Source organism: Methanooceanicella nereidis, from assembly GCF_021023085.1.
In the GTDB taxonomy this organism is placed as follows: Archaea; Halobacteriota; Methanocellia; order Methanocellales; family Methanocellaceae; genus Methanooceanicella; species Methanooceanicella nereidis.
The window spans coordinates 71,337-84,426 of record NZ_PGCK01000004.1 but is presented as its reverse complement, the minus strand read 5'-3'; the positions used below and the strand labels follow the sequence as shown (position 1 = coordinate 84,426).

Annotated in this window: 10 protein-coding genes; 5 read left to right on the top strand and 5 right to left on the bottom strand. The window is 46.8% G+C overall.

Annotated elements, in window-relative coordinates:
• Positions 1-3 precede the first annotated feature (3 nt).
• The 5 genes from CUJ83_RS06065 to CUJ83_RS06045 form a co-directional block, all read right to left on the bottom strand.
• Positions 4-1,638 (bottom strand): PAS domain S-box protein, encoded by a 1,635-nt coding sequence (locus CUJ83_RS06065; RefSeq protein WP_230741397.1) that lies wholly within the window; start codon positions 1,636-1,638, stop codon positions 4-6.
• 317 nt (positions 1,639-1,955) lie between these two features.
• Positions 1,956-2,522: a TATA-box-binding protein gene (locus CUJ83_RS06060; RefSeq protein ID WP_230741396.1), complete on the bottom strand. Its 567-nt coding sequence runs from the start codon at positions 2,520-2,522 to the stop codon at positions 1,956-1,958.
• Between the two features lie 332 nt (positions 2,523-2,854).
• On the bottom strand, positions 2,855-4,429 hold the full coding sequence (locus CUJ83_RS06055; protein ID WP_230741395.1) for a hypothetical protein: 1,575 nt from the start codon (positions 4,427-4,429) through the stop codon (positions 2,855-2,857).
• Between the two features lie 144 nt (positions 4,430-4,573).
• A complete protein-coding gene (locus CUJ83_RS06050; RefSeq protein ID WP_230741394.1) occupies positions 4,574-5,206 on the bottom strand; it encodes a MarC family protein in 633 nt (210 codons plus the stop codon).
• A 544-nt stretch (positions 5,207-5,750) separates the two neighbouring features.
• Positions 5,751-6,551, bottom strand: a complete 801-nt coding sequence (locus CUJ83_RS06045; protein ID WP_230741393.1) for a TrmB family transcriptional regulator — start codon at positions 6,549-6,551, stop codon at positions 5,751-5,753.
• A gap of 183 nt (positions 6,552-6,734) precedes the next feature.
• On the opposite strand from CUJ83_RS06045, the gene tes reads away from it, so the two are divergent.
• The 5 genes from tes to CUJ83_RS06020 all read left to right on the top strand — a co-directional run bounded on the left by tes (position 6,735) and on the right by CUJ83_RS06020 (position 13,003).
• The gene (gene tes / locus CUJ83_RS06040) at positions 6,735-8,285 is read left to right on the top strand and encodes a tetraether lipid synthase Tes (RefSeq protein WP_230741392.1); all 1,551 of its coding nucleotides are present in this window, start codon (positions 6,735-6,737) and stop codon (positions 8,283-8,285) included.
• Positions 8,286-8,355: 70 nt separating this feature from the next.
• On the top strand, positions 8,356-10,137 hold the full coding sequence (locus CUJ83_RS06035; protein ID WP_230741391.1) for a XylR N-terminal domain-containing protein: 1,782 nt from the start codon (positions 8,356-8,358) through the stop codon (positions 10,135-10,137).
• A 211-nt stretch (positions 10,138-10,348) separates the two neighbouring features.
• Complete coding sequence (locus tag CUJ83_RS06030; protein ID WP_230741390.1) at positions 10,349-11,857, top strand: homocysteine biosynthesis protein; 1,509 nt, start codon at positions 10,349-10,351, stop codon at positions 11,855-11,857.
• On the top strand, positions 11,854-12,243 hold the full coding sequence (locus CUJ83_RS06025; RefSeq protein WP_230741389.1) for a 4Fe-4S binding protein: 390 nt from the start codon (positions 11,854-11,856) through the stop codon (positions 12,241-12,243). The genes CUJ83_RS06030 and CUJ83_RS06025 overlap by 4 nt, the downstream gene beginning before the upstream one ends.
• Before the next feature lie 43 nt (positions 12,244-12,286).
• Positions 12,287-13,003: a UPF0280 family protein gene (locus tag CUJ83_RS06020; RefSeq protein ID WP_230741388.1), complete on the top strand. Its 717-nt coding sequence runs from the start codon at positions 12,287-12,289 to the stop codon at positions 13,001-13,003.
• Positions 13,004-13,090 lie beyond the last annotated feature (87 nt).

The following is a 13,090-nucleotide window of genomic DNA, read 5'->3' as shown; positions in this document are numbered from 1 at the left end:
CGATCAGTTATCGGCGGCAGGCAGCTCTATAATGAACTTACTGCCCATATCGCTGTTACCCGGCACTCTATCCTCGATCCATACCTTGCCATGGAAATCGTTCACGAGAGTCCTGACGAGATAAAGGCCCAGACCTCTGCCTTTAGCTTTTGTGTTCCCCCGCTTAAAACGATCGAATATTGTCTTTTTCATCTCATCAGTTATGCCCGGTCCGTTATCACTTATGGATATCCTGTAAAATACCTTATCCTGATAACATACTTTTGTTATCGTGATCTCTATTTGTATTTCCAAAGGCTCACACGAGTGTTTTATCGCGTTCTCCACAATATTGGCGAACACATCCTTTAGAAGCTCGTTGGCCTGTACTGCACACCCGTAAACGGGTGTGTAATGAATGTTGACATATTTTCCCGGGATGCTGGAGTATTCCATCGCTACTTCACCGAGCATCTTCCCAACATCTATCATTTCCTGCTCAAGTTGCCCGTTTTTAGCCTGCTGGATCTTCCTGACATTGTTGATCAAAGTAGAGCTATTATTTAATATGTTAAGGGATTTTGAGATCATCGACCTGGCGTTTTCATCAAAGTTAAACGTCTCAAGAGCCATCTCTATATATCCAATGCCTATCTGGTTCATGTTATTGATGTCGTGCCCCATAAGGTCAATGTACATTTCGGCCTGCATCCTGGCCTCGCTTAACGCTTCTTCCGCCCTGGTGCGTTCGGCTATCTCATCCATTAGTTTTTCATTCGCTTTCCTGATCTCCGCCGTTCGCTCCTGGACCTTTTTTTCAAGTTCGTCCCTGGACTTCCTGAGCTCTTCTTCCGCATACTTTATGTCCGTGATGTCCCTGATCGATTCGATGGCTCCGGCCAGGCTCCCGTCCGTGTCATATAGCGGCGAAGCTTTTCCCCATAAATAGGCTCCTTTTCCCTCAAAGGTTTGAATATAGGTCTCTCCGTAGATCATATTCCCGCATCTTTTAAGGTAATTATAATTTGACTCGATAGACGTGTCACTGTTAAAGATAATGTCTATCAATATCGGCCTTCTCTCTCCATAGAACGGGATGGAGTAAAAGTAGTCACCTTTACCGATTATGTCTTTCTTTTCGACCCCTACCATGTTTTCCATCGCTTTATTCCATGCGATCACTTTTTTGTCCTTGTCAATGACAAATGTGGGGTCGGGTAAAAACTCGATTATGTCCATTAATCTTTGATAGACCGCCCAGATCTCTTTCTCGGCCAGTTTACGTTTTGTTATGTCAAGGACAAAACTATAATAGAACAGGAGATTTCCATCAGCGTCACACGCCCTGTGCATAAATAGCTCGACGGGGACTCTTTTCCCATCTTTCCTCTGGTATTCTTTTTCATATCTCTGTGTCCGCCCCGTCAGGCGTAGCACCCTTCTCAATTCCTCGTCCTGTTCATGCCATTCCTCGGGCGTAAAATCCCCGGACAACCTTAACTTACTTAATTCCTCTTTTGTATAGCCGGTAAGGGCGGAGAACGCATTGTTACATAGCACTAATCTCCCGTCAGGATATACGGCGGCAAAAGGAAGTGATATGTTTTCGAGCAGGTCAGCTAGTATTATAATGCCTTTCTGATGAAAAATTTCTTCCACTAATCTTGCATTATCTATCGTATCTTAAGGCCCCCGACCTCACAATATTTTTCTCTCTGGCTATCGATCGATTTCGGCGTCAAGGCTTATGATAATACTCTCAATATACTATCTGACGTATATTTAAGCCCCGAAACTATAACTTTTTGTGTGTTATATGATAGCATATAGCTCTGTATATATAAATCTATTCATAATGTTCATAATGTAATATTTACAACAGAACTGTCTTTAAAAAACGGGATATTAATGAGCTATGATCCGGCATGCTTCCGGGCGGCTATAAAATAATAAAAGAAAAAGAAAATATGAAAGCCTTAGATCAGCGCAAGGCCTTCTAATTCCCTTACGATCCTGTCGACGGCTTCCTCTGCGTCCTTAGGCTTCTTGCCGCCTGTGACGACCAGCTTGCCGGAGCCGAATAAGAGTACGACCACTTTCGGGACATCTAAACGATAGACAAGACCCGGGAACTGCTCGGGTTCATATTCTATGTTCTCGAGGCCCAGGCCGATAGCGATGGCGTTAAGGTTAAGAACTGAGCCGAGGTCCGCTGATGCGACTATGTTCTGGACGGTGATCTCCGGGTTCGGGTCGACCTTTATTCCTACACTGTCCATCTTTTTGAAGACCTTTTTAAGTCCGCGATCCACATCCTCTATGCTTTTTGCGCCCGTGCATACGATCTTACCGCTCCTGAATATGAGGGCTGCCGTCTTCGGGTCCTTTGTCCTGTATACCAGTCCCGGGAACTGTTCCGGGTCATAGTCTGCTCCTTCCAGCGCGAGCGTGACGGACTTGAGGTCGATCTCCTGTCCGATAGCGGTGGATGCTACGACATTTTCGATTGTTATCGTCTTCTTCGCTTCTTCAGCTTTGCTCATAAGTTTGACCTCTTTTATAGCTTCACTTATAAGAGTATTTATACTATTTAAGGTATGCGTATTTATACTGCATCAAAATTTGATACCTTTTTATTTACGATACCCGTTAACGCGAGGCTATATCCGTGGATATGGCGCCTATCCCGCGGCTCGCAATAACTCTTACCTTTATATTTAAATATAAATTAAGAGACCATTCAGTATATAAAGCTTTATATACCCTTTATAAATTTTTCCAAAATTTTTACGTGAAAAGTAGGAAAAATAGTAAAAATTATCCCCGATATATTAAAGGAAACAAAAAAATTGAAGCAGGCAGACCGTATCGTTCCTTACCTGCATCCATTGCTGTGCTCTACATTTTCCATGGCTTCGTCCACGATGAAGTATTTTATATGGGACAGGCTTTCGTCACCCATGCCCCAGTTAAAGACTATTATCCATACGGGCTTACCGTTATATTTAGCGTACACGGCCTCACTGGGCAGGGCTTTCGTATTATCGTCATATATGCCTGTGGCATTTATGCACGAGATCAGTTTTTTCGGGTCAAGGCCCTTTGCCCATGCCTTATATTGCATCTGGCTGATCATTTCGTCCTTTAACCCGTCGTTATACGATGAAGTCGTATATGCGTTGCCGAATGCTTTCTGCACTGCCGGGTCCATGAACACGCCATCGGCCGCTTCACTGTCATAGTTGGTATCTTCATGGTCAACTAGCGGGACATCCGGCGAGATCCGGAAGTTCGTCATAAACCTGTTATCCACAACGACCCGGTATTCTCCGAAAGGAGCCATGCTGCCGTCATCCAGCTTCTGGTCCCATGACCATTCCTTGAATGATCCTTCTGCCAGCGGCGTTATCACCTGTGCCGCTATCGGGCTGAAAATGGTCTTCCATGACCCGTCCTTCATGAACTGTATCTCCCACGGAGCGGCGTTCTTTAGCTCTATTTTCCCTCCGCGATCATTATACACGCCGAAGCCTACCGACTCGTTCGTATTGTATGCCCCGTAAAGCGTGTAAGCGTATACCGGCGGCCTATCCGATAGCTTATAGGCGGAATAGCTCCCATCGTCGTTCTTTAAAAAGATAATGTCCGGAACTCTTTCTTTATTTTCGCTGCAAAGCGCGGAGACATATATTTTTTTCCCGTCAAAGGACTGTCCCGTGTAATACAGTTCTCCCTCACATAGCAGAGCTGCGTTAAAGGGCTCATATGAAAATCCGAGGTAATTTGCCACACCTCTAAGACCGAGCTCTGAGGCGCTATCATTCGATGTCCATTTGAATACCGACCCCTGTTCAGGGAAATTCGGGTATCCCTCGAAATCACGGTTGTTACCGATCCTGGAAAATGGGTTATTATTGTATTCAAAAGGGTATTTTTTAAAACCTGATATGTCCGGGCTATAGACGCCAGTGTCAAGAAGGTCAAAACTTATCTTAAATAATTTTATTTCCTTTGTCGGCATATCCTGATCCCTTATGAGGCGTATCTGATCTTTCCAGTCAGGCGTATTGCCGATAAATACCGTAATGTTGTTTCCTTCCAGCCTGTATTCATCCACGCCTACTATGGCGCCTCTTACAAAATCATCAAGGAAATTCTCTGTAAATCCGGGAGGCTCCGGAGCCGTATAGTAATTAATGATAAGGCTGTATGAGCGGTATTTCTCTATTTCCGGGTCATCGGAGTACATTGTCACTACCCTCGCGGACTTTTGTAAAGGCTTTTCAGGTATGACAAACTCCCCGGATGGCTTTATGGTATGGGTATTGCCGATCACTTTCAGGACAACGTTCGCTTTCTCTTCATAGTATATAGCGCCCCTGGGAAATATGAATCCCATAGTCAGGACCGCAATTATCAAAATTATTGCAAATAACACTTTCAGCCTCATACAATACGCCAAAAATATTATAGTACTCCATATTTATATTAATTACATAAAATAAAACGATATTATCCTGTTAAAAAAGGATTATTTTCCGATTAATCCCTCCTGCATATTAACCAAAAAACGCTCACCGATTATATATCATCCTCATCCTAGCAAGGCAGGGAAAGCCCCGCTAAGGCCGCCGATGACCATTTCCGTAGCTATCGCCGCAAGGATTATACCCATCACCTTTGTCAGCACCCTGGTCCCATCCTTACGGAATATGCTGAACAGGAAGTCACAGTTCACAAGTATGATCCATGATACCAGAATGGCCAGGACAATGGCGGCCAGGATGAATATCTTATCAAAACCTATCGCCTCATTCATGTATACCATTGTGACGGTCATCGCTCCCGGGCCTGCGATCAAGGGTGTCGCCATGGGTGTGATCGCCACTGAGCCGTACTCCTCGTCCACTTCCGGCGGCGAAGAGTCCGTCTTTTTAGCCCTGGTCTCTTTCCCCATGAGCATGTCGAACGCTATGATGAGCAGAAGGATACCTCCGGCTATACGCAGCGAATTGATCGATACGGCAAGAATATCCATGAACTCTTTTCCGATCAATGCGAACACTATGAGTATGATGCCTGCGACGACTGAAGCCTTGGTGATCACATACCTTCTCTCAGTACCGCTCATAAAATTCGTAAGCGAAAGGAATATGGGAATATTACCGAACGGGTCCGCCATAACGAATATCGCTATCGTCGCGCTGAGAAAAAATTCTATGTTCATGGGTCATCTCTCCTTAAATTATACTATGAAGACCCTATAATAGATAAACACTATATCTGAAAGATCAAGCGCTATATTTTTCCTTCAGCAATGGTTTGAATAATGCTATACACTGCGACAAATGTTTTTGCGTATGTACAATTTCATCGCAAGTATTTATTCTTCCTGCCGGCATAAGAGGATCTACTGTGTCATCTATTCTCTGTCCTGTGAGCTTTTATGTGTATCCATCAATTCATAATTGATCAAACTTAACACAAAGGCCAAGAGGGGACACCAATATTTTAACCACGAAGCGCACGAAGGCGAACAAGGACCACTAATTTTTTTAGATATATACCGAATTTCTAAAAAAAGTCCTTTGTGTACCCTTGTGTCCCTTTGTGCGCTTTGTGGTGGAAACTGGTGTACTTATTTGCCTTCGTGCGCTTCGTGGTTAAAAAGCCGTGTTCTTAGTTGCCTTTGTGGTTAACTTACGTAATCTTTTTTGTCGTCTTGTAAAAAATTATCATGAAGAAAAATAACGGGCGATCCGGCATTATGCTTATACCGGCAGCGCCGAGTCCCATTCGACCTCGGCAAAATGCTTGAATACGGATATCATACTGTCCATGCGTGTATATACTGCCGTGATGTCCTTGCCCTCTCCCTGTACCATTTTATCCAGGATGCTTATCATAACTTCGGCGTTGTCCACCATGAGGACACCTCCCCTGAAATCCAGTTTGGATGAGGGTTTAGACGGGTCGATGACCCTTATCTCGACTTTTGGTATCTCGGACCTGATCAGGTCCACATCCGATCCCTGGGTGCATACTACCCGGACCCTGACTCCCTCTTCGATCCTTCTGTTGATGATCGGCCTGATATTCCCGAATATGGAGTAGTGTTTTTCTAATTCTACGAATATGGGGTCGGTCGCAATGAGTATGATGTCCTTTTCCGCGTCGCATAGCGTATCTGACAGCTTATTATACAGGTTTTTAACGCCCCTTATGGTCCAAACGGCTTCGGAAGCTTCGTCGTTCTCGCCCCTTGCATGGGCCTCTTCCAGGTAGTTCAGGACCTTATCGCGCTCATCGTCGATGGCGCTCTTTATCTTATTCATTGCCTTTGAAGGGATTATACTCCTGTAACGCATCGGTTTACCGTGCTCTACCTCTATCAGCCCTTTCTCTTCAAGTTTCGTAAGCGCACCGTAGATGGCTGATCGAGGTATTCCGGACGCCACATGTATGTCTGAGACAGTTCCTGCCTTGATCCGGTTCAAAGCCATATATGCCCGGGCTTCATATTCCGTTAGCCCAAGGCGCTTAAAGGAGTCCACAACCCATTCGTCGCTCATGTATTTTTGAATGGTGCGTAAACTTTATATAAATTTCTATTATTATAGTAACAATACAGTTAGTATTAAAATAACAACAAATTAGTTATGTTTCATTTGATATTGTATTAGAAAAATTTCGGATAATGTAAACCCATCATAACGAACGTGATAAAAAATAAAGGTATAAGAGGGAAAATTATTATGGCTGTGACAAGATCGGTGTCTTACCCTGAATTAAAAGACGGTAAGATACAGGATGAGACTTTAATAACTAAGATATCGGATACGAAGTCCTTATGTCCTGAGTGTCTGGCGGTGGTGGATGCCGAGATCCTGGACGACGGGACAAAAGTGATCCTATCAAAAGAATGTAAGGCGCACGGAGTGTTCAGCGATATCTACTATTCTGATAGCCGGATATATGGCAGGTTCCTGAATTATCGTGCCATCGGCAACGGCCTCAGCGATCCTATGACAACAATCTCCAGGGGCTGTCCTTATGATTGCGGCATATGCCCCGGTCACAGGTCGCATACGCTTCTTGCCAATATAGACGTTACCAACAGATGCAACCTATCATGTCCGATATGCTTCGCCAACGCAAAGAAAAGCGGTTATGTGTACGAGCCGTCGTTCGAAGAGATCCGGCACATGATGACGGTGCTTCGCAACGAAAAGCCCGTCCCGTGCTATGCCGTACAGTTCGCTGGCGGAGAGCCTACTATGAGGGAAGACCTTCCCGAAATAATCAAGATGGCAAAGGAAATGGGATTCATACAGATACAGATCGCCACGAATGGCGTTAAGCTTGCCGCGAGCAAGGATTATTGCCGGGAGTTGAGAAAGTCCCCTCTGTCAACCGTATACCTGCAATTTGATGGGGTCACGGAAGAGCCTTATGTCCGGGCCAGAGGCTTTAACGCTCTTCCCCTTAAGCTGAAAGCCATATCAAACATGAGGGAGACGGGCCTCGATAACATTGTGCTAGTCCCGACGCTCGTCAAAGATGTCAACAGCGGCCAGGTAGGCGACATAGTGCGGTTCGCGATAGAGAACCTTGACGTCGTGAGGGGGGTTAATTTCCAGCCTGTGTCCTTTACCGGAAGGATCGAAAGCTCCGAGCTTCAAAGGCAAAGGATCACCATACCGGACTTTATGGGATTACTGGAAGATCAGACATCCGGGGAGATCACGAAGGACGATTTCTATCCTGTGCCATGCGTGACCCCGATCTCAGACCTGGCAGAAACATGGTCACATGAAAGCCAGGTCAGGTTCACGGTCCATCCCCATTGCGGGTGCGGAACGTATGTGTTCATCGAAGGGAATAAGATGATACCGGTCACAAGGTTCGTGGATGTCAGCGGTCTCTTAAACACCCTGGAAAGTATCAGCATAGAATTTAAGAACTCAAGGTTCTCGAAAGTGATGGTCACAGAAAGGCTGCTCAAGGAAGTCCCGAAGTATGTAGACCGGGAGAAGATGCCCGGAAACCTGGACTATCATGGCATAATCAGGAGCTTCATAAGGGGCAGGTCCATCGACGCGCTTTGCCAGTTCCATGATAACGCGCTATTCATCGGGGCGATGCATTTCCAGGACCCGTATAACATCGACCTGGAAAGGCTCAGGAGCTGCGGCATACACTATGCGCTTCCCGACGGCAGGGTAATACCTTTCTGTTCCTATAATATGCTATACAGGGAGGCGCTTGAAAAGAAATTTTCCAGGCCATCAGAAGAACATAAATAAAATCGATGCCTATCCGGGCGCGATCCATTATAAATTATCTTTTTATATTTTATTATCTTATTTTATATTAATGAAATTCAGCGACATCAGCATGGACATGATAGACTTTACGCCTGATGGTTTCATCAAGATAGGCGACGATAGGTTCATTCTTACCAGTGCAGAGTCGCTGGGTAACCTGAGAAAGCAGCTAATAGGCACTATCGGAAAGCGGCTGGCAATGGGGGTCCTTATGAGATATGGCTATGCCAGCGGCTACCGGGATGCCCTTGACCTGAAGAAAAAATATGACTGGGATTCTGAAGAGGACTGGATGAAGGCAGGGCCGATGCTTCACTCAATCGAGGGAGTGGCCAGGGTCAGGACGAAAAAGCTGACCTTTGACCGTGAAGCCGGGCTTTTTTATATGGAAGGTATATGGACCGACTCGTATGAGGCCCTGGAGCATAAAAAATATTTCGGGGAGTCCGACGAGCCGGTCTGCTGGACTCTAATGGGGTATGCCAGCGGCTATTGCTCCGCATTCCTCGGGCATGAAGCCATATGCCTGGAGCGGTCGTGCGAGGCGATGGGTGACAATATATGCTCTTTTACGGTAAAGACCAGGGACCAGTGGGGCTCGGAGGCGGATGAGATCATCGAAGCGCTAAAGCCTACGACCATCGGGGAAGACCTGAGCTACATGGAGAAGCTTATAAGGGATAAGACCGCGGCACTGGAAGAATATTCAAAAGGCCTTGAAGCTATGGTCCAGAACAGGACAAGGGAGCTTACAAGAGAGAAGGAGCTTGCAAGAAGTATAATTGAGACCTCTAACGTCTTTATCGTCGCGACAGACGTCAGGGGCAGGATCACCCTGTTCAACCGCGGGGCGCAAATGATATCCGGCTACGATAAGGATGAGGTACTTGGAAAGGACTTTTATGAGCTATTTCATCCCGCGGAACCGTCAAAGAAGCGGGAAGAATATGTGGAACTGATGATAAAGAACGCTTATCCGAGGACCGTGGATGAGCCTATAAAGATAAAAAACGATGGTGAACGCACTATCTCATGGACAGAGACCGCCCTAAGGAACGAGTACGGGAGCGTCATCGGTGTTATACGTTTCGGTATGGACGTCACTCTAAGAAAGCAGCTTGAAAAAGAGCTTATCGAATCCCGTAATGAGGCGGAGCTATACCTCGATCTGCTGGCGCATGATGTCAATAATATGAACCAGGTCAGCCTTGGAAACCTGGAGATGACCGAGATAAAGCTTCAGGACGCGAGCGAGGACATAATCGGTCCCATAAGACAGGCCATAGATGCCATAGCGAAGAGCTCTAGCCTGATCGATAACGTAAAAAAGCTTCAGCGGATAAAATATTTCGAAGAGGCTTTCAGCAGGGTAGACCTGAATGACGCGATACTTGAATCGATCAAATATTACAAAAAGATCGCCAACAAAAAGGTGGAAATAAACTATGAGCCGGCTCCCGGATCGTACATTCTCGCGACACCGCTCATAGGTGAGATTTTCGCGAACCTTCTGGACAATTCCGTGAAATACTCAAGAGACGAAGTGACCATATGGATAAGGGTCGAGAAAATAAAGTCAGGTAAAAAGGATTGTTACCGTATAATCTATGAAGATGACGGGACCGGTATAGATGACGACTTTAAAAAGAGACTGTTTTATATATTTAAGCGCGGGTCAAGAAAAGGGCTGGGGCTACATATAGTAAAAAACCTCGTGGAAAAATATGGCGGCGAAATACGCGTCGATGACCGCGTACCCGGGGATTATAAAAAGGGCGCCAAGTTCCTGATAACCCTGCCTGCTGCCGATCAAAACAAGCTGCGGCATTAAATCAGCTCCCGGCCGCATTCAACATAAAGTATTCGTGTATTGATGTTATCAGATATTATCATGTATGTCGTCATCGACCGGCGTATCACGTCAAGGGGCCTGATACGTTATGCCTTACTTTCATAATATGGCAACGCGGTCATGATTATTACCAGCAATTATAAATAGTCATAAGTATTATTACTGCTGTGTAGATTTAGTAGTGGTAGCAATGGTAAAGAGGACAATTGAAGAAATAAACGAAAAAATAAGAGACGGTTCCGTACACGTGATAACGGCAGAAGAGATGACATCTCTTGTCCAGGAAGTCGGCGTGGAAGAGGCGGCCCGGCAGGTGGATGTAGTTACTACCGGTACTTTCGGCGCTATGTGCTCGTCAGGAGCGTTCCTCAATTTCGGGCATTCAGACCCTCCCATAAAAATGCAAAAAGTATGGCTTAACGATGTGGAGGCATATACGGGCATAGCCGCTATCGACGCATATATCGGCGCGACCCAGATCTCCGAAACTAAAGGGATAGAGTACGGAGGCTCACATGTCATCGAAGACCTCATCTCAGGAAAAGAGGTGACATTAAAGGCTACTGCATACGGGACGGATTGCTACCCGAGAAAATATGTCGAGACATCTATCACTATCAATGACATCAACCAGGCAATGATGGTAAACCCGCGTAACGGGTACCAGAACTATAACTCGGCCACTAATGGCTCAGGCAAGGCGATCTATACATATATGGGCACGCTTTTGCCGCATTATGGTAATATAACCTACTCCGGAGCGGGAGTTTTATCCCCGCTGTCAAACGATCCCGAATATCGCACGATAGGGGTCGGCACGAGGATATTCCTCGGAGGAGCCCCGGGCTATATAATATCGGAAGGGACCCAGCATAATCCCGGCAGCGGCTTCGGTACGCTTGCAGTGACCGGGGACCTTAAAAAGATGAGCAGGGACTATATCAGGGCCGCTTCCATCTATAAGTACGGCACGTCGATGTTCGTTGGCCTCGGCATACCCATACCCATTCTTAACGATGACATGGCAAAGTTCACGGCAGTCAGCGACGCGGACATTAAGACCACCATATATGATTACTCAGTTCCGAGAAGGTCCAAGCCGGCTCTCAGGGAAGTATCCTACGAGGAGCTAAAAAGCGGCATGGTAGACCTTAACGGGAAGGAGGTCAAAACATCATCGCTGTCAAGCTTCTATAACGCAAGAAAGGTAGCTGCGGAGCTAAAGAGCTGGATCAAAGGAGGAAAGTTCTTCCTTTCATCTCCGGCAGAGAACCTGACTCGCCAGTCGCTGTCTAAGCCCATGAAGGAGTCGCAAGTCATGCCTCTGGTAAAAGACATAATGGTGCGAAACGTCGCCACCATAAGGCGCGGGTTCAGCGTTGACGAGGCCGCAAAAAAGATCATACAGGACAGGTTCAACCACCTGCCGGTCGTCGACGACGGCGGAAAGCTGGTGGGTATAGTCACCGCATGGGACGTATCGAAAGCCGTGGCGCTATCAAAGCGTGACAGCCTCGAACCCATCATGACAAAGAACGTCATAACCATAGGGCCTGACGATCCCGTGGACCTGGCCGTAAGGCTGCTGGAGCGGTATAATATCTCGGCACTTCCCGTGATCGACGGCGATAAAAAGGTCATCGGCATCGTAACGGGCGAAGGACTGAGTAAGCTTCTTGCAAGAGGTGTCCAAAAATGAAGCTGCTGTTAAGGTTCAACTCAGAGATCATAAGGAAGCCGATCATAGCCGAGACCGTCCTGGAGACAGGTGTCATGCTCGAGATCGAGCGTGCCAAGGTAGAAAGCTCCATGGGCGAACTGGTCGTGAACGTCCCCGAAGAGAACTGCAGGATGGTCGTAGAGCACCTCAGGAAAAAGATGGTGGACGTCACAAGGCTTGACGTGCCTATAACAAGGGACGAAGTGAACTGCGTGCACTGCGGAGCATGTGTTTCGGTGTGCCCTGTTGGCGCGATATCCTATGAATATGACTGGCGCGTAAAGTTTGACGAGTCCGAATGCGTTCAGTGCGGGACATGTGTCAATACATGCCCTGTGGGTGTCATCAAGCTCCCGGAAAACTGATACGCCCATTTTATTATTTTTCGCCTCACGCGAGGTATACCGGATGCGAAAGACCGCGAAGTACCAAATAAAAGAGACTATCGTCACAGTTATTGCCGCGGAAAAGTACCATGATGTCTGCATGGCTTCCATCCGCCGTTCAAGGGCCGAACTTGAGCAGTATATACTGAAAGACCCCTATTTTAAGGTAACTTTCGACCCCTATCATTGCGATGCCGGAGCACCGGAAGTCGTGAAGCGAATGGCGGACGCATCGCGGATCGCTGGCGTAGGGCCCATGGCCGCCGTGGCCGGCACCATAGCCTGGATAGCCGTAGAGGATATGGTAAAGGCCGGAGCTTCGTTCGCGCTGGTTGATAACGGGGGCGACATTGCCGTGATAAACGACGAGCCAGTACTGGCAGGCATATATGCCGGAGAATCGCCGATAAAAGGGCTTGCCCTGGAGATACCCGGAAGGGACACAATACTGGGAATATGCACGTCCGCCGGGACCGTAGGCCCCTCTATCAGCCTGGGGAACTCGGACGCGGCCATGGTCATATCGGAAAACGTGTCACTGGCCGACGCATCCGCCACCGCTCTCGGGAACAGGATCGTTGACAGTACCTCTCTTGAATCCGCTTTTGACTTTTTAAAAGGAATGCCCGAAATACAGGGGGCACTCGGGATCATCGGCGATAAGATGGCAACGTACGGGCGGCTTCCAAAGATAGTCCGCGCCAGGGTAGACTATGAAAAAATAACCAGAGGAGATTAAGTTCATTAATTTGCGTCATGGAAATTTGTGTGCTGCCTTTATGATGTAAGTGGACAACATCAACTTACAACACTATCAGATCACCGT